General features: G+C 58.6%; 21 protein-coding genes. 8 read left to right on the plus strand and 13 right to left on the minus strand.

What is annotated here, in order from left to right:
- Position 1 precedes the first annotated feature (1 nt).
- The 9 genes from KCQ76_RS05780 to KCQ76_RS05820 form a co-directional block, all read right to left on the minus strand.
- The gene (locus KCQ76_RS05780; protein ID WP_046203388.1) at positions 2-1,591 is read right to left on the minus strand and encodes a cation:proton antiporter; all 1,590 of its coding nucleotides are present in this window, start codon (positions 1,589-1,591) and stop codon (positions 2-4) included.
- Positions 1,592-1,922: 331 nt separating this feature from the next.
- Positions 1,923-3,413, minus strand: a complete 1,491-nt coding sequence (gene dnaB, locus KCQ76_RS05785) for a replicative DNA helicase (protein WP_046203389.1) — start codon at positions 3,411-3,413, stop codon at positions 1,923-1,925.
- 902 nt (positions 3,414-4,315) lie between these two features.
- The gene (gene rplI, locus KCQ76_RS05790; RefSeq protein ID WP_012732665.1) at positions 4,316-4,768 is read right to left on the minus strand and encodes a 50S ribosomal protein L9; all 453 of its coding nucleotides are present in this window, start codon (positions 4,766-4,768) and stop codon (positions 4,316-4,318) included.
- Between the two features lie 28 nt (positions 4,769-4,796).
- Positions 4,797-5,375 (minus strand): single-stranded DNA-binding protein, encoded by a 579-nt coding sequence (locus KCQ76_RS05795; RefSeq protein WP_012732666.1) that lies wholly within the window; start codon positions 5,373-5,375, stop codon positions 4,797-4,799.
- Between the two features lie 79 nt (positions 5,376-5,454).
- Entirely contained in the window at positions 5,455-5,742 is a 288-nt protein-coding gene (gene rpsF / locus KCQ76_RS05800; RefSeq protein WP_012732667.1) for a 30S ribosomal protein S6, read from the minus strand.
- A 184-nt stretch (positions 5,743-5,926) separates the two neighbouring features.
- Positions 5,927-6,115, minus strand: a complete 189-nt coding sequence (locus KCQ76_RS05805; protein ID WP_046203390.1) for a hypothetical protein — start codon at positions 6,113-6,115, stop codon at positions 5,927-5,929.
- Entirely contained in the window at positions 6,112-7,683 is a 1,572-nt protein-coding gene (locus KCQ76_RS05810) for a glycosyltransferase family 87 protein (RefSeq protein ID WP_102215128.1), read from the minus strand. Before KCQ76_RS05810 ends, KCQ76_RS05805 begins: the two co-directional genes overlap by 4 nt.
- 26 nt (positions 7,684-7,709) lie before the next feature.
- The gene (locus KCQ76_RS05815) at positions 7,710-9,854 is read right to left on the minus strand and encodes a transglycosylase domain-containing protein (RefSeq protein WP_231725439.1); all 2,145 of its coding nucleotides are present in this window, start codon (positions 9,852-9,854) and stop codon (positions 7,710-7,712) included.
- Positions 9,855-9,892: 38 nt separating this feature from the next.
- A complete protein-coding gene (locus KCQ76_RS05820; protein ID WP_052723090.1) occupies positions 9,893-10,294 on the minus strand; it encodes a DUF5318 family protein in 402 nt (133 codons plus the stop codon).
- Between the two features lie 140 nt (positions 10,295-10,434).
- Between KCQ76_RS05820 and KCQ76_RS05825 the strand changes: the two genes are divergently transcribed.
- The 3 genes from KCQ76_RS05825 to KCQ76_RS05835 are packed head-to-tail and all read left to right on the plus strand — an operon-like array spanning position 10,435 to position 12,491.
- The gene (locus KCQ76_RS05825) at positions 10,435-11,001 is read left to right on the plus strand and encodes a MarR family winged helix-turn-helix transcriptional regulator (RefSeq protein WP_082090002.1); all 567 of its coding nucleotides are present in this window, start codon (positions 10,435-10,437) and stop codon (positions 10,999-11,001) included.
- Positions 11,002-11,054: 53 nt separating this feature from the next.
- A complete protein-coding gene (locus tag KCQ76_RS11075; protein WP_046203392.1) occupies positions 11,055-11,972 on the plus strand; it encodes a universal stress protein in 918 nt (305 codons plus the stop codon).
- 30 nt (positions 11,973-12,002) lie between these two features.
- A complete protein-coding gene (locus tag KCQ76_RS05835; protein ID WP_052722444.1) occupies positions 12,003-12,491 on the plus strand; it encodes a hypothetical protein in 489 nt (162 codons plus the stop codon).
- A 59-nt stretch (positions 12,492-12,550) separates the two neighbouring features.
- Here KCQ76_RS05835 and lepB read toward each other — a convergent pair whose 3' ends face one another.
- Positions 12,551-13,309 (minus strand): signal peptidase I, encoded by a 759-nt coding sequence (gene lepB, locus KCQ76_RS05840; protein ID WP_046203393.1) that lies wholly within the window; start codon positions 13,307-13,309, stop codon positions 12,551-12,553.
- A gap of 24 nt (positions 13,310-13,333) precedes the next feature.
- The gene (locus KCQ76_RS05845; RefSeq protein WP_156441649.1) at positions 13,334-16,456 is read right to left on the minus strand and encodes a leucine--tRNA ligase; all 3,123 of its coding nucleotides are present in this window, start codon (positions 16,454-16,456) and stop codon (positions 13,334-13,336) included.
- A 118-nt stretch (positions 16,457-16,574) separates the two neighbouring features.
- Here KCQ76_RS05845 and KCQ76_RS05850 point away from each other — a divergent pair, with 118 nt between their 5' ends.
- Genes KCQ76_RS05850 through KCQ76_RS05865 form a run of 4 tightly spaced genes read left to right on the plus strand, consistent with a single transcriptional unit; the run spans position 16,575 to position 19,506 of the window.
- Positions 16,575-17,711: a hypothetical protein gene (locus tag KCQ76_RS05850; protein ID WP_046203394.1), complete on the plus strand. Its 1,137-nt coding sequence runs from the start codon at positions 16,575-16,577 to the stop codon at positions 17,709-17,711.
- A 52-nt stretch (positions 17,712-17,763) separates the two neighbouring features.
- Positions 17,764-18,486 (plus strand): SDR family oxidoreductase, encoded by a 723-nt coding sequence (locus KCQ76_RS05855; protein ID WP_046203395.1) that lies wholly within the window; start codon positions 17,764-17,766, stop codon positions 18,484-18,486.
- Between the two features lie 23 nt (positions 18,487-18,509).
- Positions 18,510-18,965, plus strand: a complete 456-nt coding sequence (locus KCQ76_RS05860; protein WP_046203396.1) for an SdpI family protein — start codon at positions 18,510-18,512, stop codon at positions 18,963-18,965.
- 4 nt (positions 18,966-18,969) lie between these two features.
- A complete protein-coding gene (locus KCQ76_RS05865) occupies positions 18,970-19,506 on the plus strand; it encodes an NUDIX hydrolase (protein ID WP_221914814.1) in 537 nt (178 codons plus the stop codon).
- A gap of 126 nt (positions 19,507-19,632) precedes the next feature.
- On the opposite strand, the gene KCQ76_RS05870 is transcribed toward KCQ76_RS05865, so the two are convergent.
- Together KCQ76_RS05870 and KCQ76_RS05875 are read right to left on the minus strand one after the other, a co-directional pair.
- Positions 19,633-21,762, minus strand: a complete 2,130-nt coding sequence (locus tag KCQ76_RS05870; RefSeq protein ID WP_046203398.1) for a YhgE/Pip domain-containing protein — start codon at positions 21,760-21,762, stop codon at positions 19,633-19,635.
- Positions 21,752-22,666, minus strand: a complete 915-nt coding sequence (locus KCQ76_RS05875) for an ATP-binding cassette domain-containing protein (protein ID WP_160296135.1) — start codon at positions 22,664-22,666, stop codon at positions 21,752-21,754. The genes KCQ76_RS05870 and KCQ76_RS05875 overlap by 11 nt, the downstream gene beginning before the upstream one ends.
- A gap of 289 nt (positions 22,667-22,955) precedes the next feature.
- Between KCQ76_RS05875 and KCQ76_RS05880 the strand changes: the two genes are divergently transcribed.
- Positions 22,956-23,933, plus strand: coding sequence for a bile acid:sodium symporter family protein (locus tag KCQ76_RS05880; RefSeq protein WP_330914479.1), 978 nt, complete (start codon positions 22,956-22,958; stop codon positions 23,931-23,933).
- Positions 23,934-23,943 lie beyond the last annotated feature (10 nt).

Consider the following 23,943-nt stretch of genomic DNA (forward strand, 5'->3'; position numbering starts at 1 on the left):
CCTACCTTTCCCGAAGCCCCATCACAGAATTTTCGCCACTCGCCAGCGTCATGCGGTCCAATTGCGCCAGCACTTCGTCGATAATGAACGGATCCGCACCCGGCTCGAACCGAGCCGACATGACCTCGACCTGGGCAGCCTCGATGGCCTCCAGGCGGACCGCCGTCACCTTCCGACGTACCTCGCGCAGGCGACGCACCGCATCCTCATAATTCTCCGGCTCATCGTCCTTCGGGACGCCCGTCATGTCGCGGAAACGGCGCGCGATCGCCTGGATAGCCTCCGGCGGGAGATCCTCGCCCTTCGACTGCAGCACATCCATCGCCGCATTATGCGCACGGCGCAACAGACGGTCCATCGTGGCGTCGGCAATCGCATCATTGCCCTCATTGACATTCAGCTTCTGCATGATCCACGGCAGCGTCAAACCGGGGACGACCATCGTGCAGAAGAGCACGGTGATCGCGATCAGCGGCATTTCGTTATAGACATTGATATAGCCCGCGGGGACGGACAGCACCAAGGCCAGCGTGACCAAACCGCGCATCCCGGACCACGTCAACACCAGCACTTCCTGCAGCCGGAGCGGGGACACGTTTTTCTTCTTGCCGTGCTTGTTCAGCAAATACTGGTCGTACATCCACACGAAACGCACCGCGAAGAGGACGCCGGAAATGACCAAACCCCAGACAATACCTTCGCCGATACGGGTCGAGGTCTGCTCCACCGCGTTACGCACCGACAAACCGATCAGGCCGAATGCCAGACCCGTCACCAGCAACTCTGCGGTCTCCCAGAACGCCGAGCCGGTCAGACGATCCTCCGCCGCCGTCGCCGACACACGCGACGTCATCTCCACAGCGGCCACCACCACCGCAATAACTCCCGACGCGTGAATCTCCTCCGCGGCGATATACACCGCGAACGGAACGACCCAGCTCAGGGCGTTGACCGTGTTCGATCCCGCGGTGTACTCCAACGCCCGGCCGGCAACGTGGCCGATCAGCCAGCCCAAGGCAATCGACGCCAGCGTAGTGTACACAAACCGCAACAGCGCCGGACCGACGTGGATCGAATCGTCGTTATACAGCGAGTTGAGCGCTAACTGGAAGGCAACCAGCGCGACGGCGTCGTTAAACAGGCCCTCGGTCTGCAGGGTGCCGATCACGCGCCGAGGAATTCCCGCCGGTTCCGCAACGGCCTCCACGGCCACCGGGTCCGACGGAGCTACCGCCGCGCCCAGCGCGATCGCGCCCGCCACGGACAAACCGGGGATCAACACCATCGACGTCCCCGCCACCGCCAGGATCGTCACCACGACCAGCAGCACGGATAACGACAACAGCGTCCGCCACTGGGAGCGGATTAGTGGCCACGACAAACGCCGAGCCATCGCCCAAATCAACGGCGGGAGGAATAACGGCAGAATCAGATCAGGCGGTAATGAAATATCCGGAATCGCGGGGAACACCATCGTGGCCGTCGTTAAGAGGGTTAACAACACGGGCCACGGGAGGTTGGTTCGCTCGCCGATGGACACGACGATGACCGTCGCAAACATCAGACCCACAATCACAATGAGGGTCTCCATGCCCGCCACCTTTCATTACTGCCTACATGCTGCCCCGGCCAATCCCGCGTGTACGGGTGCTTAACCGCTACGTGTACCGCGTACGTAGACGGGTCCGGGGCCAGCTCACCGATTGCCGAATGAGCACCAGGGGCACTTCACACGCGGGTATGAAACAGATGAGCATCCGCGTGGGCGCATCATTCAGCGATCGGGAACTACTACTCGCTATCCAAAATAGAGGAAAATGTCGGCCCGGCGCGATTTCGCGACACTGCAGGTACCGCGCTGGCCGGTGTGCGGGCACCGAGGACGGCCCGGAAAACCGCCTGTGAGCGGTATTCTCCTGGCCTTACGAGAAGTTGTCGGTGGCCAGGTTAGCGAACCTCGAGTACTTCAATTGCTCGGCAATCGGGATGGTGCCCACCGGTCCCCCGCGGTGTTTAGCCAAAATAATGTCTGCTTCTCCCTCGCGGGCGTTATCCAACGCACCCGGCTGAGAGTCCGGCCGGTACAGCAGCATCACCATGTCCGCATCCTGCTCGAGGGATCCCGATTCACGAAGGTCCGCCAGCTGCGGCTTCTTGTCGGTACGGGACTCCGGACCACGGTTGAGCTGCGAAATAGCGATCAGCGGAACTTCCACTTCCTTCGCCAACAGCTTCAGTTGACGAGAAAACTCCGAGACTTCCTGCTGGCGCGACTCCACCTTGCGGCCCGACGTCATGAGCTGCAGATAATCCACAACAATCAGCCCGAGGCCGTGCTTCTGTTTGATCTGCCGGGCTTTGGTCCGGATTTCCATCATCGTCAGGTTGGGAGAATCGTCGATAAAAATGGGCGCTTTCTCGAGCTTCCCCATCGTTTGAGCCAGCCGGGTCCACTCGGACTCGTCCATTTTGCCGCTGCGCATATTGGTGAGTTTCACCTCGGCCTCGGCCGATAGCAGCCTCAGAACGATCTCCATTTTGGACATCTCGAGGCTAAAAAGTGCCGACGGTGTCTCATTTTCTACCGACGCAGACCGCATGAAATCCATCGCCAAGGTGGACTTTCCCACGCCCGGACGAGCGGCGATGATAACCATCTGCCCAGGGTGAAGGCCGTTAATCGTTTTGTCGAGGTCAAGGAAGCCCGTTGGCACACCACTGGCTGCCCCACCGTGCATTTCGTACTCGTTGAGAAGATCGTTGACCTCCTCAAACGTGTCGGCCAACTCAACATAATCCGTGCTGGCGTCACGACGTCCGACCCCGAACACCTGAGACTGGGCGTAATCGACCACCTTGTCCACGTCCTGGCCGTCGATGCCGTTGTACCCCAGCTTGGCGATCTCCGTCCCCACCGAGACCAGCCCACGAAGCACCGCTTTTTCGGCAACGATCCGCGCATAGTAACTCGCGTTGGCCGCCGTCGGCACTTTAGTCATAAGGGTGTGGATGTATGGCGCACCACCCACGCGCTCCAAGTCGCCGTCCCTATTAAGGCGGTTGCTCACCAGCACCGGGTCGATTTGCAGCTGGGCGTCCGCGGATTCGCTATAAAGATCGAGAATGGCGTTAAAAATGGTTTGATGGCGCGGGTCATAGAAATCGTCCGCGCGGAGAATCTCTACGACATCCGTAATGGCGTCCTGGGACTGCAGCATACCGCCCAAAACAGCCTGCTCAGCCTCAATATCCTGGGGAGACTTCCGGCCGAATTCCTCATAATCCCGCGGATCGGGGCCGCCGGAAGGTCCAAACGACGCATCCTCATAGTCCCCACCCGAACCAAAACCAGACTCATACGAGTCATACGAATTATCAAAAGAAGACGCTGATACCGCTGAACGTGATGCCATGGGAATACCCTATCGTCTGCCGCCGACATAAACACTGAGCACAATTCTGAGAGGTACGCGGGGGTTCGAACGCTCCGCTCTAAACCGCTCTATCCCTCACTCGACCTCGCTAGCCCTGCTGGGCCCACCGGATCTCGCTGGATCTCACCGGAAGGAGTTGCTCAGAGTGACTCTTTACTGCTTTTCATAAAGCCCCGACGGCTAGGATGCAAATCTCAATAGCTCCTCCCCGACGGAGTTATCCACAGGTTTCGCACACCGCCTGTGGATAAAATGTGGAGAATTCAACGTTTCCCACGTCGGCTTGTGGAATTTGCTGTGGACAAGTTTTTATAGCGACCTGCAGAAATGAGCGTTTGCGCAGGTCAGCCCTGTGAAATTTTGATTTGACGAATCTCACAGTACCGGTGGAAAACCGCTCCTACGCTGGGCCTTTTTATCGTGAACTGGGGAAATATCCGAGCAAATTGGGGTAAAAAGCCGGTTGTCAAGCACCTAACCTGTGCGTGTTATCCCCAGCCCCATCCACGACATCCGACAACATCTCTATCACCATTAACAGAAGGTGAACGACGATGCTCTTGGGCGAATGACGGACTTCGCGTAGACGGTCCGCGCATACGAAAAACGGGTCCGGCATAGCCTGCCAGACCCGTCGTTATTTCACGCAGGGCGTGGTGTCGAAACACACCCAGCGTGGAGTGAAGAACACGGCGCGGTGTCGAGTCGCGCCTTATGTATCACGGAATGGCCACACAACGCGGCACATCCCTTATCAAGCCCCAACAACCACTGAGTTACCCGTCTTATACGGCAATAACCCGCGGCCGGGGCCTACACGCTGTTGTCGACCGGGGGTGTCGAGTCCCCGGAAGGAATTCAAAAAAGTGTAAAACCAGAAACTACTGGGATACGACCTCGAAGTTAATGGTGCCGTGGATATCCTCGTGGAGCTTAACGTCCACCGAGTACTTACCCGTCGACTTCACAAAACCCTTGGTCATGTCAATGCTGTGCTTATCCAGCTCCGGACCACCAGCAGCTACGACGGCTTGAGCAACGTCGTTAGGCTTAACAGACCCGAACAGCTTGCCATTGTTGGCAGTGCGGACGGCGACAGAGACGCCTTCCAGGTTTGCCAACTGCTCTTTGACCTCGCGAGCGCGGTCGGCGTCGCGAATAGCGCGCGCTTCCTGCGCACGCTTCAAATCTTGAACCTGCTTCTCGGCGCCACGAGTAGCGGGGACCGCGTACCCGCGCGGGAGCAGGTAGTTTCTTCCATAGCCGGCCTTGACCTCGACGATGTCACCAGGAACACCGAGATTGTCAATGGCGGCGGTGAGGATCAGCTTCATGATCCCTAGCCTTTCTTACGTTGATTAGTTAGAAGGGTGGCTCATCATCTGCCCCACCAAACCCTTGGCTGGAGCCCTGGCTGGGAGCGGAATTCCACGGATCCTGATCCGCGCCCGAGTTCCCTCCGGAACCGCCGAAGCCCTGGTTGCCTTGAGACTGCTGGCCACGATTGGAGTTAAAGCCTCCGCCTCGGTTTCCACCGAAGCCACCGCCGCCTTGGTTGAATCCGTTGCCTCCACCACTCGTCTTTTCGACGTTTGCCGTGGCGTACTTCAACGACGGGCCGACCTCGTCGACCTCGATTTCAAACACGCGACGCTGTTCGCCGTCCCGAGTCTCAAAACTCCGTTGGCGCAAGCGGCCATTGACGATCACGCGCATGCCTTTTTTAAGTGATTCGGCAGCGTTCTCGGCGGCCTGGCGCCACACATTGCAGGTGAGGAACATCGCATCCCCATCAACCCACTGGTTGGTTTGGGAATCGTAGCGGCGTGGCGTCGATGCCACACGGAAATTAGCCACAGGAGCACCCGACGGGGTGTAACGAAGTTCTGGGTCAGCAACAAGATTGCCGACGACCGTGATAGGTGTCTCTCCTTGTGCCATGATGAATCCTCTCTCTGCAGGACAACCGGTTTGATGGTCAGATAAAACCTGACACTGGTGTTTCTACCAGTGTGCCTTTTTAGGCGTCGGTCCGCAGAACTTTCGTACGCAACACCGAATCATTCAGGTTGAGCAGACGGTCGACTTCCAGCACAGTTGCGGACTCACAGGTGAAGTCCACGACAACGTAGATGCCTTCCTCTTTCTTCTGAATGGGATAGGCCAAACGGCGCTTGCCCCAAATATCAACCTTGTCAACGTTGCCCTTCTCTTTGCGGACAACATCGAGATACTTATCCAGGGACGGGGCTACAGTGCGCTCATCCTGCGCGGGATCGAGAATGATCATGATTTCGTAGTGACGCACGGACCTCATCACCTCCTATGGTCTAGTCGTATTTCGGCCGCGCCATCGTTAGCGCGACAGGAGGGTTCGTTGCGTCAAGCAACCCCCCGAGACTACCAAACCGCTGGCCAGAGGCAAAACCCGGAACCCCATAAAAAGAGCCGCCTGACAACACGGCCAGTTGGCTAATTGATGAACAGTCCGCCTAATTCATGAGCGTTGCCCAAAAGACCGCAACGGTCACTGGCACAACGGTGATGAAGAAAACGGCGATGCCGAAGAGCCACCACGTCACTTTTGCCGGCTTCTTGTACATGAAACTGGCAAACGAGGCCGTGAATAAGAAGAACCCGATAAAAACGCTAATGATCGTCAACGTTACTTGCGGAGTCATGCTGTAGTCCCCACATTCGATCGTCTACCGACGGCGCCCGGCCGGGTAGTTACCGCATCGCTAGTTACCGTCCGGCTACTCATTTCCGACGACAGACCGCGCCGCGACGCTACCGGATCCGATTCCTCCTGCCCAGGGACCTCAGCCTGGACCATCGTTCGTGGAGCGTCGGGACGTGTGCCACGCATCTGCTGGATCACCAGCACAAGGATGGCCACAACAAGCGCATCCCGCGCGATCACGAAGGAGTTAAAAAGCCAGTCCGGAGCGCCTTTATTGTCCGCACCCGTGAACCACCACATGCGTACGAACCAGTAAATAGCTTCCACCCACATCCAAGCGAATACCAGACGCCAGCGGGGGAGAGACAGCGCGACGAGGGGCACAAGCCACAACGAGTATTGCGGGCTCCACACCTTACTGGTCAGCACAAACGCGGCGATGATCAACAACGACAGTTCCCACACTGCAGGCTCACGTTTCACCTTCAGTCCGAGAATCAAAATTCCGACGCAACACAGTCCAAACAGCACAAATGAGATGATCGACTGCGCCTTCACCGGAACAGTGGTGAAGTAACTAAAGCCAGTCAGCCATGAAAGCACGCTGTAGATCGTCGAATCTTCAGCTGCTCGCTTCCCATTCCGGGTGAAGAATTCCGCCCATCCAGCAGGCGAGGCGATCATGATCGGGATATTCACCACAAGCCAGGTGACCACAGCCGAGACCACGGTGTTAATGAATTCGGTGCGCTCCCGCCAACGGTGACGGATGACCAGAACCAGGAAAGCGCCCAGGATATACGCTGGCCAGAGCTTCGCGGCCGTGCCTAAACCAATGAGCACCCCAGCTCCTGCGTACTTCTTCCGGGTCCACAGGAAAATGGCACCCATCGCGCACACTGTCGCTAAAGAGTCGAAGTTAGTGAAGATGTGCACACCCACGATGGGGCTGGCAGCAACCAAAATGACGTCCCACACGCGGTGACCGGCCAGCTGGTAGGTGAACCACAGCGTCCCGATCCACGCAATCGCGAGGAACACAGCGTTCACACCGAAATAGAAATCGACGCGAGGCACCGACCATCCGACGAGGTCAGCAAGCCAGTGCAAGGGAGCGGCCAACTGTGCGCATAACCACTGGTACAGACCGGTGAGAACCGGGTACTCCATATGGCGGGTGCCACCATCGCCGGCCCAGGAGTAGACATACGGAAAGTGCCCGTCCTTCAGGCCTTCAATGCTGTACAGCGGGATGGAATCCGCGTAGCACCCCGAGATGTACTGACGGTTCGCGGTCCAATTCACACCGTCACCGTCGCCACGAAGACAATTCGCCTTCGACAGCCAGCCCAGCGACATCATGCCCAGGGCCAGGCCCATCAGGACGCGGAGGGGAGTGGCCCATACTGCTCGCCCGACGAGACCGTGGCGCGCGATAGGCCCTCCAAGGAAATGAGTCCACCGTTGCGCTGCGGGCTCCGTTAGGCTCGGCTGAACCCTCAACACGTCGGTGTCCTGCTGTTCTTTTCCTCTACCTGCACCCAACGCCACTATGTCCTTCTTCACTCTGTACGGGCCGACTCGTCGATGAACTACGGAGCTGGCTGATCGTTATTACCCAAGTCCGGAACGGGAACCTCCACACCGGGGACAATTTCCTGCGTCCGCGTCGGAATATTCAGACCACCATTGTCGGGCGCTTGCGGCGTCGGGGCGGGAGTCTCCTGCGTCTCGGGCGCGTACTGCTGCTGTGGCGCCTGCGTCTGGGGTGCACGAGTACGCTGCGGCTGCTGCTGTTGAACCGTCGTCGTTTGGGTATAGGTCTTCTTCGACCCGCCCGAGTTCGTATTCGCCTGCTTGGAGCCCGACGAACCTGAATCACCAAAGGCCATGTAGTCTTCGCCCTGCAAAGCACTATCCATGGTCTGCTTCCAAATGTCGGCGGGGAGTCCAGCACCATACATCGGGCGGCCCGAGTAGAAAATGGGCTGGCCGTCGTTCGTGCCGACCCAGACCGCCGTCGCTAATTGCGGGGTTGCACCAACAAACCATGCATCCTTGTTATTGCCAGTATCGCCCAACTGAGCCGTACCGGATTTGGCTGCCGAGGTCCGGCCTCCAGCCAAGCCGTGGTTACGCGAGTACGACGCGATCGGCTTCATCGCGGAGATGACGTTATTGGCGACATCCTTATCAATCCGCTGGTCACCCTCAACATCCGACCGGTCCAGCAGCACCTTGCCTGACGACGTCTCCACCTTCTGAACAAAGTGCGTCTGGTGGTACATGCCGTTATTCGCCAACGTGGACAAGCCAGTCGCCATGTCAATTGGGCGGGTTAAGTACTGGCCCAAGATGACGCCGTCGTAAACCTGACCATCTTTTTCCTGCAATGTCTTTTCGCCATTGACCTCAGTGGGGATACCCAAGCGGTGGGCCATATCCGCTGTGTCCTTTGAACCGTGCTTCAAATCGTGCTGCATACGCACAAAGCTCGTGTTCAGCGACATCTTCAGTGCCGTGGCCAAACTACACGAACCACAGGATTCGCCCTCAGAGTTCTGAATAGTCAGGTTATTGATAGTCACTGGGGCCGAGGAGTACACGCGGGACAGCGACATTCCCTGCTCAAGGCCTGCGGCTAAACCGAAAATTTTGAACGTCGATCCGGTCTGAAGGCCGGTGTTGGCGAAATCCCAACCATTAGGATCATCGCCTCCGTAATACCCCTTCACCGCGCCATTGCGGGGATCAACCGACACCACTGCGGTCCGGTAATCATCCGGGTAGCCCTGCATGCGGTTCTTGACCGTCTCCGTCACGGACTTCTGAACCTTAGGGTCAATCGTCGTCGTGATCTTCAGACCCTGGGTGTTGACATCCTGCTCACTAATGCCGGATGCCTCGAGCTCGGACATGACCTGCGACTTAATCAAGCCATTCGTGCCCTCAACTTCGGACCCTGTATCGATCGTGTTCGGATCAATAACTTCCGGGTATGCCGCGTGTGCGCGCTCTTCGCCGTTAACAGCGCCCATTTCGGCCATACCGTCCATGACGTAATTCCATCGCTCTTCGGCAGCCTGGCGGTTAGTCCACGGGTCTAATTCCGAGGGACGCTGGATGGAGGCGGCCAGCACAGCGCCTTCCTCCGGCGTGAGGTCCTTCACGTCCTTGTTGAAATACGCCTTCGACGCCGCGGCGATACCATACGCGTTACGTCCAAAATAAATAGTGTTCAGATACGCGCCGAGGATTTCGTCTTTCGACCACTCGCGTGCCATCTTCGCGGAAATAACGAGCTCCTTCGCCTTACGCGTGTACGAGTGCTCGTTGCCCACCAGGGCGTTCTTCACATACTGCTGGGTGATCGTGGAACCACCACCAGAAGATTCCTTGCCCGTCACAAGCCCCAGCGCGGCGCGTCCGAAACCTTTAACGGAGAAGCCGGGGTTGGAATAGAAGGAGCGGTCCTCCGCGGCCAACACGGCTTGTCGCACCGGTTGAGGGATCTCGGAGAGATCAATGTCCGTGCGGTTACCGTCGGGCGGGACGATGCGCGCCAACTGGGTGGAGGAATCCGACGCGTAAATCGTCGCAATCTGATTAGTTTGTAGCTCTTGAGGCTCCGGAACCTTCGTCACCGCGTAGGCGGAAAAGAATGCCACAACAGGCGCAAGAATGAGGACAAGGAGGATCACACCTGTCCATAGCAGCACCTTTTTCCAGGTAGACATCTTGGCCTGCCTTTGTGGTTGTTTATTACTCACTATTCCTATTTCTCCTCTACGCGAGGTTTGGACGTACCACTTCCTACGCGAACAAGCATCTCACGAAGCAGCACGTTCCACCGGCAATGCACGCATACCTCCACGATGTGGGCGGTAATGTCGCCATAGGTTTCCGCCAGGGCCTCAACCTCTCGACGACTACGCGCGGTCCCTGCTATTTTCCCCAAGTTATCGCCGAATATCCAGATGACATTTTTTAACGTCCTTTTTCCACATAGCGGACGCGGACGATCTTGTGGTTCACCATGAAAATCAGCTGCATCGATCAGCCGGCGCGACGACTGCCGCAATTCCGCCGCAGAGATCTCTCCGCGGCGGTATTCAGCCAGCAACCGTTGACGATCAAGCTGATGATTCCTCGTCTCTGTCCAGCTCACCCCGGTCACTATAGGCACAATAGCCTCACGTGTATAGCCCTGACACCGTCGGCTCGCATAACTCTTCGCTGCACGCAAGCAGCTTTAGCGCGGGTGAGAATCACCATATAATAGGTGGAGTCCACTTCTGACTAACGCACCTGGTGACAATGACCTCAACTGACAAGTCCATCAATAAAAATTCAGGCGACGCCGCTCCGGTCGACGCCACTTCTGACCACGCCACCACGCAATCCTCGACACAATCCTCTGAGGACATTTCTATCGAAGACATTGCGGCACGGCTCCGACCACTTCTCAACAGGCTCGTCTTAATTTATTACCGTCAGTCGGTTCACACCGCTCTTACCGCTAGCCAAATCTCCATACTTTCCGTGCTGGAACACCACGGTTCCATGCGGATTAGCGACATCGCCAAATTCGAGTCCATCCGCATGCCCACCGCATCGAACGCGATTCACCGTCTCGAGTTCGACGGACTTGTTGTGCGAGAGCGCGATAAACACGACCGCCGCGGAGTAACCGTCGCCCTGACGGACCACGGTAGGGAAGAGCTCGAGCGAGTCAATTCACAACGCAACCTTGAGTTCGCGCGGTTTATCGCTCAATACACTGAAGACGGCAAAGAGCTCGCACTTGAACTTACCGACGTCCTCGAACGCATCCTTAATGATCATGAGGGTGGCCCCGACGACGAACACCCAGCACACGACTAACACACGTCCTTCTCACGTCCCAACCCCAGCCTTCCGACCAACGGAGCACCACCGTGACTAACGAATCCCCGGTTCGCATCCTCATCGCCCGACGCCCCCATCCCACCGAATCCAGTGCCGAGGAATTCGCCGCATGGTTCGCCCGTACCTCGCCGGCCATCATTCGGACCGTCACCGTCCTACCATCGATATGGCCATCCGGCGCTCCCGACGAACTGGGGGAGGACTACCAACGCTGGATCCGCAAGGAAACGAAAAAGTGCGAACGCGCTGCTCTTGAGGCACTCAAAGAAGCCCGAGTTCCCGACGATTCCCTGGATGCCACCCCCTTCGAGTTCGTCACCGCCACCTCCGAAACCGACGCTCTCAGCACGGCTGCCACCGATTTCAACGCGACGATTGTTCTGCTCGGATCCCACGCTTCTGCGCCCGAGGGCCGATTTGTCGCGGGATCCACAGCAGATGCTCTGCTTCACTGCGCACCTGTATCCCTGGGGCTGGCCCCGCGTGACCTGCGCGCATCCAAGAAAGGCGTCACACGGGTCAACTGCGCCTACGTCGATACTGAACAATCACAAGAGGCGCTGCGGAAAGCGTGCGACTATGCACACCGCTGGGATGTTCCCCTCCGCCTGGTGGCATTCACGCCTCACGGTCCGTCGATGTATCCCACCGAAACGCCGTACAAGCACGCCAAAGAGGCCACCCGGCAATGGCGCGACCAGGCCCAGAGCATCCTCGAGCGTGGACAAGAACGGGCCCTCGCGCGCTTCGACGATCTCCGCGTCGATCTCGCCATCGGATCCGGCGAGGACTGGGAAAGTTCCATCACCGACCTAGATTGGAAGAAAGGGGACCTCCTGGTCGTGGGCAGTTCCACGCTGGGCGTGTTCGGGCATACCTTCCTAGGTTCGTCGACAAACCAGATTGTGCGGAATTCGCCCGTCCCCACTGTTATTGTTCCCGTCTAAACCAACATTTTCGCTGTAGAGGAGGTTCGAGTGGATAGCCACGGGAAATCTCATTCTCACCGCTCCGATGACCCCGACCAGCACGTCACCGTCGATAAAGCAGACTCCACACCATCCAAACCATCCCAGCTGGATTACGAACTCGACCCATTATTGCGCCTCGAACAACACACACGGTCCACGCACCAAGCCATCGTGTATGTCATCGTGGTGCCGCTGATTACGCTGCTCGCGGCCGGGATCATCCTGTTCATTTCCCACAACCAGGGTGGCCCCGATTGCGACGCGGGGGAGTCGGCATGGATATGTTCGCGTACCTACGAAATCCTCTTCCCTGTGGTGCCGGGGGCGATCGCCCTCATCGGCGCGCTCGGGGCAGTGTGGACCACCTATATCAAGTGGGCACGGTATGACCGCTGGCGCCCATGGCTCGCCATTTGCTGGGTACTCATTCCCTTCGCGCTCGGGTGGATCACCAGCACCGGGTGGATGGCTATCGCCGGGCTTGATTACCGGTAGGGGCGCCGGGCGGTAGGCGCGGCGGTGATATGCCGCCCGCACTACCGGCAACGCGCCGGTTAGTCCTTCTGAATATCCGGGTGACCCACAGTACCGATCCGATTGAACGGCAGAATACGGGCATCCACCCGGCCAATAATGTTCTTCTCAGGCACTGTGCCCTGGTACTGGTCTTCCATGTGGTAGCGAGAATCCGCAGAATTCGTACGGTTATCGCCCATCAACCACACATTCCCATCGGGCACAGTGATCGGGCCAAAGTACCCGCCACCACAGGCTTCTGAGCCATGCTCAGTATCGACCTCCCGCTGCGGGGGCTGCAGAGTGTACGACGAATCGATCGTCTTCCCATTCACCTTGATGCCGTCGTCTCCGGGTTTGCACTCAACAGTTTGCCCGCCCGTCGCGATAACTCGCTTCACGACGTCATTCTCCGGGGGAGTAGCCAGCCCGATATAGGACGCACCAGTACGCAGTACCTTGCTGAAGCCACTGCTCTCATCCGACGTGCTCTCACCGAACTCCCCTTCGTCCCAAGACTCGGGGCCTCGGAACACGACGACGTCGCCCGGCTTGGGAGAAGTGAAATCGTAGGCAAGCTTATTGACGAAAACGCGGTCGTTATTACAGCCCGTGCACCCATTGAGCGTCGGCTCCATGGATTCCGAGGGAATAACGTAGACGCGTCCGATAAAGACCTGGAACAGCACAGCCACGAGGAGCGCGCAGAGGATAATGATCGGGATTTCGATATACCAGGGGCGTTCCTTCTTCACCGTGGCCGCAGCGGGGGTTGACCCCTTTGATTTTCCAAACATGCTGTTTTCCGTTCCGGGTCGGGCCTAGATCACCACGTTGACCATACGGCCAGGGACAACGATCACTTTCTTAATCTCATGATCGCCCACGTACTCTTTCACCTTGGCGTCATCAAGCGCCGCAGCTTCAATATCTTCGCGCGAGGCGTCCGTCGCTACATTAATACGGCTACGGACTTTCCCCTGCACCTGAACAGGAATCTCGACGGTGTCGTCGACAAGCCACTTCTCCTCGAACGTCGGGAAGGGGCCGTGAGCCAAGGACTCGGTGTGGCCCAACCGCGACCACAGCTCTTCCGCGATGTGCGGGGCCAGCGGGGCAACAAGCAGCACAACCGGTTCGACGATCTCGCGGGGAGCGCCGCCCGCATAGGTTTTCGTCACATAGTTGACGTACTCGATGAGTTTCGCCACCGCGGTGTTATCCATCAACTGGGCATAGTCCTCGCGGACAGCGGCAATCGTGCGGTGCAGGGCGCGGCGATCATCATCGGTGGGGGTCGCATCCGTGACGACGAGGTCCCCGGTGGATTCGTCGACCACCAACCGCCACAGACGCTGCAAGAAGCGCTGCGAACCCACGACGTCCTTCGTCGCCCAGGGGCGAGATGTATCCAGCGGGCCCATCGACATTTCGTAAATGCGCAGCGTATCCGCGCCGTAGTTGTCGCAAATGTCTTCGGGGGAGACGGCGTTCTTCAGGGACTTACCCATCTTGCCGTACTCCTGGTGGACCTGGATTTCGCCGTGCTTATTGGTCTGAACACCGTCCATGTTCCGCCCGTCGCTGGGGACCCACCAGAAGGAACCGTCGCGCTCAACGACCTCCGCGGCGGGGATGTACACGCCACGGTCGTCGGTGTACGCGAAGGCCTGGATATAGCCCTGGTTGAAAAGGCGATGGTACGGCTCGCAGGAGGACACGTAGCCGAGGTCGAACAGCACCTTGTGCCAGAACCGCGAGTACAGCAAGTGCAGCACGGCGTGCTCGACACCGCCGACATACAGGTCCACACCGCCGGATTTCTTCTGATCCGTGGGGCCCATCCAGTACTTTTCGTTCTCGGGATCGCAGAGCGCGTCCTGGTTGGTGGGATCCACATAGCGGAGCTCGTACCAGGAACTTCCCGCCCATTGCGGCATCACGTTTGTATCGCGTCGGTACTTCTTGGGGCCATCGCCCAAATCCAGCTCGACATTGACCCAGTCCGTCGCCTTGGCCAACGGCGGGTGCGGCTCGGATTCCGCGTCATCGGGATCGAAGGACACCGGCCGGTAGTCGTCCACATCCGGAAGCACAACGGGCAACATGGACTCCGGGAGCGGGTGAGCGACGTCGTTCTCGTCGTACACAATGGGGAAGGGCTCACCCCAGTACCGCTGCCGAGCGAAGAGCCAATCACGCAGCTTGTACTGGATTTTTTCCTTGCCGACGCCACGCTGAGCGAGCCAATCGATGGTGCGGGCTTTCGCGTCCTCCAAGTGGAGGCCGTTGATGTCTAGGCCGTCGTCGTTGGCAGAGTTCACTGCGGTGCCAGCGCCCGTGAAAGCCTCGACGGTGACGTCGCCGCCGGAAATGACCTCGGTGATGGGCAATTCGAAGACGCGCGCGAAGTCATAGTCGCGCTCATCGTGCGCGGGAACAGCCATGATCGCGCCCGTGCCGTAGCCGGACAGGACATAGTCGGCGATAAACACGGGGATGCGGCGGCCATTCACCGGGTTCGTGGCGTACACGCCCAGGAACACACCGGTCTTTTCCTTGTTCTCTTGGCGCTCCAAATCGGACTTCGCGACGATGGACGCGCGGTACTCCTTCACCGCCTCGGCAGGAGTGGCCGCGCCGCCGGTCCAGCGGGCGATGGCGTCGTCGGACAGCGAGCGCTCGGCGCGGAGATCCGGCCACTGATCTGCGACGACCTCGTCGACAAGCTCATGTTCTGGCGCCAAGACAAGGTATTCCGCACCGAAGAGGGTGTCGGGGCGGGTGGTGAACACGGGGCACGTGGCGTCGGTGTGGTCGGGGCCGTTCGTCGGGATGGTGAAGGTTACTTCCGCACCCCGGGACCTGCCGATCCAGTTGCGCTGCATGGACTTCACTTTGTCGGGCCAGTCCAGCAGGTCGAGGTCGTCAAGCAGACGATCCGAGTACTGAGTGATCCGCATCATCCACTGGGTCAGTTTCTTGCGGAAAACGGGGAAATTGCCACGTTCCGAGCGGCCGTCGGCAGTGACTTCTTCATTGGCCAAGACCGTGCCGAGCCCGGGAGCCCAATTCACCGTTGACCTGGACCGATAGACCAAACGGAAGGTTTCCACGATGTGTTCACGCTGAGCATCATCCAGCGATTCCCATATTTCGGCGGAGCTCTTGCCGGCTTGTTCAGCGGCTTCTACTGCCGCACCCGTGTCGGGATCGACACTCTGGTAGCCGGGGCCGGAGGTCACATCGACCGCGCCCGAGGCCAGCTTTTCCCGCAATTCCGAAACCGGCCGGGCTGCGTTGGCCTCGGGGTCAAACCACGAGTTGAAAATCTGGAGGAAAATCCACTGGGTCCAGCGGTAGAAATCTTGGTCAGTCGTAGCAAATGACCGACGAGGATCGTGCCCCAGCCCCAGGCGCCCCAGCTGGCGCTTCATGTTTGCGATATTCGCCTCGGTGGTGGTCCGCGGGTGCGTCCCAGTCTGGACCGCGTACTGTTCGGCAGGGAGACCATAGGCGTCATATCCCAGGGTGTGCAGCACGTTCTTGCCCAACATGCGGTGAAAACGTGCGTAGACGTCCGTCGCAATATAGCCCAAGGGGTGGCCAACATGCAGACCCACGCCCGATGGATACGGGAACATATCTTGGACAAAGATCCGATCGTCGGGAAGATCCGAACCTCCATCGCGGGGGGCTAAATCCCCGGTGGGGTTGGGGGCGTTGAACGTGCCCTCGTGGGACCAACGCTCATGCCAGGCGTTTTCGATCTCCGCAGCCAGCCCGGCGGTGTAGCGGAAACGTGGTTCGTCGTGATGAGCCGACGACGCACTCGACCGCGAAGAAAGAGAGCCTGACGAAGTATTGTGGGAGGAGGACACTGATGTAGTGGGATGACCAGTTGACTGGCCCCCATTCGGGCTCTTTTCTCTCGGATTTGTCATGGTCACATAGTCTAGTTGGGCCCATGATGAGGGCAACTACAACGGTCACCGCTGACAAACCCGGTCATCAACCCGCTCGTCTCGAACACACGAATCCTGACGAAAACAAGGAGCATGTATGCCGAACACCACTGTTTTTTCTGACTTCGTCAATTTCTACCGCGAGATGTATTCGCCGGAGACACTGTCCGCATCCGACATCTTCGCCAAAAAGACTGAATCCTTTTCTATCGACGACGTTGTTCACCCTGCTGACCAAAAGTGGTTTTCCGAGCACAACAAAGAAGCAACGATTAAGAAAGGTTCCGTCGTTTACCTGGGGGATGAACCTTTTTACGGCCTTCTCTCTGAGGTCGACGACGGGATTATCAACCGCACCTTCCCGCACATCGTCGACCGCCCTGCCTCGAACCACATCAAACTCATGGTTCTTGGCGATAACGCAATCTTTAAAAACAAGGTTTCTGGATACTTAGCTGACGGGTTAATCCAAGTTAAAAATACGGAAGGCCATCAAGGCTCCGCCGAAGAACCTATTAAGTACTTCGATGCTCTTCTTCAAAAAATTGACCACTCCTTGCCGCTGGTTCGACGTCAACGCGGCGAGCAGCTTGGCCATTCACTGACCCGCACAGCGCAAGCGCTGGCAGAGATTCTGGACCTCAATGACCAGCAGAATGCGATGATGACCGGCCGCGAAGATCTCTCCGTAAGGGACAACGAGTTCCCGCTTATTCCAGCGTGGGAGCTTCGCCACGCACTCATGGACAAGTGGCCAGGGAACCGGATGACCACCGATGGCGTATTGCATATTTCCGGGGATGACCTGCCTAAGTCCAGTGAAATCGGCCGGCTAGAGCTCTACCCGTGGCGTAGCCTCCAGCGGGGTGTCATTCCGGAGTGGATTAAAGAGGCGATCGCTTCGGGCGACGTACCACCGTCGGTAAGCAAAGCTGCGTCTGTGATCATTAGCATTCTTGATCGCCTGGACGATGACGCGAATGATCTTCTTTTCGTTGTGGCTAATCCTGAAGAATGGGCAGACGCTATTCGCGGGACCGCAACGGCCGCGGGCCACGACAATGTTGACCAGCTGATTGATCGTTTCACGAAGAAGCAATTGCTGTATTCCGACACCCGAGATCTCTCCATCGACAACCTTCTCGACGCCTGCATCGGCGACGGAGCTCAATCGCAGCAATCCGCCGACAAACGCCTCCACGGTTTGAGTGGCGTCGATATCACCACTAGCTAAAACCCAGATCAGCGGCCTATTTTGGCCGCATACCACTGAGGAGCTACACCCCATGACCACACCGCCCACCACATCCTCCGAACGCCCCGTCGCCCTCATCACGGGAGGGACCCGCGGTATCGGGCTAGCCATCGCCCACGACCTCGCCACCACACACACCGTCTACATCGGCGGGACCAGCGAAGAGAGCGTCAAGAAGGCCCAAGAGACCGTTCCCGATGCGCGACCATTCATCGCGGATCTCACCGACCCGTCATCCGTCGGCAAGGCTCTCGAAGCTTTCCCCGAACCGGCGCTGGATGTGCTTGTTCTCAGTGCCGGGATATCGGTCGGTGGCACTATTGCCGATGTCTCCCGCGAAGACTGGGTTCGGGTGCTTGACCTCAACGTTATTGCACAGGTAGACCTCATCCGGCAGCTGTTGCCCAAGTTACGCGCCACGCACGGCGACATTGTGGCCATTAATTCCGGCTCCGGGCACAGGTCACGCCCCGGGAGCGCCCCGTACTGCGCCTCGAAGTTCGCTCTCCGCGCTATTACCGACGCACTACGCGAAGAAGAGCGCGGTGTTGTGCGTGTGACCTCGGTCCACCCAGGTCGCGTCGATACTGATATGCAACGCGAAATCCAGGCAGAGAAGGGAATGGCGCCCGAGGATTACGACGGAGCCATTTATGTGCAACCGGAATCTATCGCGGCCGCGGTGCGCACAGCCATCGATGCCACACCCGAATGCACCGTGGAGGAGATCCGCGTCCGGCCTGTGATCGCGTAACGCGGCGGGCTTACACTAGAACCATGATTGTCGGCATCATTCTGGTTATTCTCGCTATTGCACTGGGTGTCGTGGGCCTGGCCGCATGGGGAGGCAAACTTCCCGGGAACAGCTGGGTGGGCATTCGTGTCCCCGAGGTTCGACGCGATCCCGCCATGTGGGAACTTGCGCACAAAGTGGCCGCGCCGAGCTGGACAGTCAGCGCGTTGGCTCTGCTGCTCGGGGGAGTCGTCGCTTTTGGGGCTTCCGGATGGGCATGGCTGTGGGTTGCAGTCGCTGTGATCGCATCGGTGGCGCTCATCGGTGTGGGTGCTGCGATGGGCGCGCACACTGTCGCGGTGCTTGACGCTCAACAACAAGCCGAAGAGAGCAATACGTCCTGCTCCTGCGGTGGTGGTGGGGCTTCACAACAACCCAGTAAGCCCGTGGCCGTCGATATCGATGCCGCTCGACGTGCCGCACAGGCTGCGGATTCCTAGGCCGATGGCTACACCGCCCTTCATCATTCATCTTCGCTCAAAAATTGGCCACGACCCTTTGTGGCTGCCCGGGGTCACCGTCGTCATTCTTCGCGACGGTTCTGCTCCCGGTGCGGATGGTTCCGCGCCCGGCGGGCGTGAAGTTCTGCTGGTCCGTCGCGTCGATAATGGGCAGTGGACCCCTGTGACGGGCATCGTTGACCCAGGTGAGCACCCCCATGTTGCGGCTGTTCGGGAAGCCCAAGAGGAAACGCGGGCGCTCATCAAGATCGAATCTCTTTTGAATGTCCAGGCGGTCGGGCCGGTGACGTACCCGAATGGCGACGTGACGTCCTACGTGGACACAGCATTTCGTGCCTCGCTTCGGGACGATTCGCCCGAGGTCGGTATTGGCGACGACGAATCCCAAGCTGTTGCCTGGTGTGATGTGAACGAATTGCCCGATATGAAACCGCGATTCCGGGCCATTATTGCTCGGGCGTGCGACGACGCAGATCACGGTGGGGCAGCGTCATGGGGGCCGCTTCCCGGGGCGGAGTAAGTCCGACGTGATGCCGTCGAGCCCCGCTTAACCAGGCATGAACATAGAAAAATCCTCCCAATCCGAGCAGGACTGGGAGGATTACAGCGCTAGGGCTGAGAGTTAGTCCCTCGCCCCGCTAGCCCCTTACACCACCGCCGGGTGCAGGGTAGACATCGTGTACACCCGCTTGCGGGATACTCCCCAGACCAGGAAGACCATGGTGAGCACCGCAACGAAGGCCAACACGAGCGCGGAATTCCAGAATTGAGCGTTCAATTCACCGACCCCGGCTTGTCTCATTCCTTCGACGAGCCAACTAAATGGCATGAATGGGTGAAGTATCTGGAAGAACTTGGGCGATGTTTCGATGGGGTACAGCCCGCCCGCGGACGCGAGCTGCACCACCAAGGCAACGATGCCCAACAACTGCCCCTTTCCTTCACCGAACCAGATAATCAGCGCCTGCTGGAAGATCAAGAATCCGAAGCCGCCCAGCAACATGAGAGCAGTCCAGGCAAGGAGGTTTTGGGGGCGAATATCCAACGTGAACCAGCTGATGCCAACCAGCAGCGCGACCTGCAAAACGCTGATCAACAGCGCTGGAGTGGTGGTGCGGATAGCCAACCGCAGCGAGGACACCGACGCAGCAAGGTTCCGTCGGGGGAGTGGACGAACAACCTGCCACACGAACAATCCGCCCAAGAAAATACCGAAGCCAGCCAGGAACGGGGCTAGGCCTTCGCCCATCGACGACACCTTGTGTACCCAGCTCTCGTTCAGTTCCGACGGACCAGCCATGGTGTCGGCGTTATGAGCGACCATCTGCGTCGTAAAGGCTGGTACGCGATCCTGCGAGGATGCCAAACTATCGTGCAGCGTGCCCGCACCCTCTGACAGCTTGCCGGTTCCTCCGGCTAGCTGCGTCGTTCCGTTCTTCAGGTCCTTTTGGCCATTATTCAGCGTGGTCGCGCCATCCTGGAGCCGGCTCGCGCCACCCTGCAACTGGCTCAGACCGTTGCTGAGCTGCCCTGCACCTGCGTGAGCTTCACCCAGCTTCGAGGCGATGGTCTGGCTACCATCCTGGAATTGCTGGAGCGCGCCACTGATCTGAGTGCTGCCGTCGGCCACTCGTCGGGAACCATCGGAAGCCTTCTGAGCACCCTCGGCGAGCTGGTGAGCAGCTGAATTGGCCTGATTAACGCCGTCGAGAAGTTGACGCACCTGAGGCAGCTGGTTGATACCGGGGATTCCCTCAATCGCGGCCAGCTTGCCTTTCATCTCATCGAGCCCAGCGGCCAGTTGAGCATTGCCCTGCGCCAGTTTGGCGTTACCGTCGGCAACCTGCTGAGCACCGCTCACAAGTTCCGTCGATTTCTCGTGGGCAAGACCTAACTTGTCAGTGAGCTGCTGGGCACCCGCTTGGAGCTGCGCAGACCCATCATCCAGCTTCTTCGCACCCGCGTGAGCTTCACCCAGTTTCGACGTGAGCGTCCCGGCGCCGTTCTTCAACTGCGAGGATCCATTGAGAAGCTTACTGGCACCGTTGTCCAGCTGGGTCGCGCCGCTATTGGCGGTCTTCGCACCATTAGCCAACTGGCCGGAACCGTCGGCAGCCTTACCCATTCCTTCGTGGATTTCATTCAGCGACGAGAACACCTTGGCGCTAGCTGTGTTAGTGATCGACTCATTAATCGTCGAGTGCAGGCGCTCAGCTGCGGCTTTCAGCAGGACAGACGCCGATTTCCCGTTCGCGTCGTTATAGTCGAAGTTCAGCACAGCCTGGTGCGGATTCTCAGTACCAATGGACGCCACGGACGATGAAAAATCCTGGGGAATCACAACGGTAGCGAAGTACTTACCGTCCTCCAGACCTTTCCTGGCCTCCGATTCCGAGGGGAATTGCCAATCGAAGGTGGGGTTGGCCTTAACATTCTGAATGATTTCCGGGCCAACATTGACCGGTTGTCCGTCTTTTTCTGCCGGACGGTCATTATTGACGACGGCGACCTTCATGTCGCTGAGGTTTTCCGTCGGATTCTGGTTAGCCCAGAGGAAGAACGCGCCGACGAGCAGCGGGATGGTTGCCAGAATGGCGAGCGCGACGGGGAAGATGCGTAGGCGGTGAATTTCCGAGTTCCGCCCGATCAACATGCGCGGCATGATGCGTTCGCGGTAGGCCGACGCGCCTTTCCCGCGCGCGGTGAGGCCTCGTCGTTTCGGCCGAGCAGGCGAGGAACCCGCGTCTTTACTGTGGTTGGGCTTGTTATTCGCCATGGTTGGCCTCCTCGGCGGCGAGAGCATGGGTGTGCTGATACGCAGGTGTGCTGCCCGTTCTGCGGCGGGCCGTGTTATCCAGTGAGGTGTCGAACGTGCCCCCGAGGCTGGCGTCGTCCTGAGAAGACGTCATGGGGGAGCGGGGGATATCGACGCGCGTTTCCTCATTCGCAAGTTCATCTGCAGATTGATCTGCGGATTCGTCGATGATGCGGCTTTCATCCCGGTTGTCGGGGCGCTCGGCGAAGATCTGTCGTACGCCGTCCGGGATGGCGCCGACGTTGGCGGTGTTCGCGACGATCGTGATTCCTAGAGCAGCGGCACGCTGCAGCGATTCCCATAATGCAGCCTGGTCGTTCGGATTGCGGAGGGAATCGACATCGTTATAGCTGATCACGGAGGGGCGACACACGAGCGCGACGAAGAGCCTCGCCTGCGCCTGCCCCAACACGGTGAGGTCTTCAATGGGAACGTCGGGCCCCGGGGGCTCGGTTCCAAAAGCTGCGTGGAGGCATGAGGTCATATGCTCGCCCTCCCACCCGGGCCGACGAGCAATGATCGGCGATTCGAGTGAGATCCGCTCGTAGGCTGTTTCCGCGATGGTCAGTGCGGGATCCAAATCATCCAGGTCGTCGAACCCAGCGAATGTCGCGATCTTTTGGACTTTCCGCATGTGTTGGGGAATCGTGATTCCACCCACGGTGACTGTTCCGCCCGAGGGCTTCATGCGGCCCACCAGGGTGAGTAGCAGGCTCGACAGTCCGTTGGACTGGCCGGCGACGAGCGCAACCGTTTCTCCCGGTTGAACAGTGAAACTTAGCGGCCCGTACACCGGACCCCTCTTTGTCGACAGCTCGACGTCCTGTGCCGAAATGTCCACAGGCATGAAGCTACTTCGCACCACGCAGCTCCTTATCATCTCAAGATTTACTTTTGTACTGAAAAGCTTGTGAGCGAAATAATAACACAACGGTTTCCACCCACTAATTATTTTTCGTTTAAAAGTGTGATGGAGTTTCATGCGCGGCTTCCCGCTCACGCGTGACGTAGACCTGAGATACCTAGACGAATCGCCTCTTTCGCCACCTTTACGCAGGTAGTAGCCCCTTGAGCGCCGGCGGTGTTTCCTCCAGCGTTTGCGGCGCTTTTCCTACATGCCCCCGCCCCAGCGCGAAGGTTTTTAGAATAGTGACGTGAATATTCGCAAAATTGCCTCCTGGCGGCCCGATCCGTTGATCGTCATGATCCTCTCAGCAGTGACGATCGCCATCCTTTTCCCTGCTCGCGGGTCTTTCGCCAGCGCGTGGGATACCGTCACCACCGGGGCAATTGCATTTCTGTTTTTCCTCTACGGCGCGCGCCTCTCACCCGCCGAGGCGTTCGAGGGTCTCAAGCACTGGCGCCTTCACACCCTCATTCTGGCTTTTACCTACGTCGTCTTCCCGATCATCGGTATCGCACTCTTCCCACTTCAGCACCTGGTGGGCCACAACCTGTATGCCGGCTTTTTGTTCCTCTGCCTCGTGCCGTCGACGGTCCAGTCGTCGGTGGCGTTCACGTCCGTTGCCAGGGGGAACGTGGCGGGCGCCATCGTTAGTGCGTCGACGTCGAATCTGTTAGGTGTCGTAATCACGCCTGTTCTCGTGATGTTCTTCATGTCGGGGTCGGGTTTCCACGTATCCGGCAGCGTGTTTATCGACGTTGCGCTGCAGCTACTTGTGCCATTCATGCTTGGCCAGATTGCACGTTTGTGGCGTCCAATCGCGAAAATGTCGGCAAGCCCGGTGACGAAGAATGTGGACCGGCTGTCCATCGCTTTCGTGGTGTACGGGGCGTTTTCGGAGGGAATCGTGTTGGGCGTGTGGACGTCGATCGCGTGGTGGCAGCTGGTGATCGTCGTCCTGCTGTCCCTTATTTTGGTCGAGCTGATGCTGTGGTTGACCTGGACCGCCGCGAATCGTTTCGGCTTCGATTACGGCGACCGCGTGGCCATTCAATTCTGCGGGACTAAAAAGTCCTTAGCGACGGGCCTCCCCATGGCCGCCGTCATTTTCCCCCAGAGCGCTGCGGTGATCATTTTGCCGCTGATGGTGTTCCACCAGATTCAGCTGATGGTGTGCTCGGTGCGCGCGAGCCGATACGCGCGCCAGTTGGACGAGCATGCCAGCTAGACGAACACGC

Source organism: Corynebacterium parakroppenstedtii, from assembly GCF_019754935.1.
Classification (GTDB): domain Bacteria; phylum Actinomycetota; class Actinomycetes; order Mycobacteriales; family Mycobacteriaceae; genus Corynebacterium; species Corynebacterium parakroppenstedtii.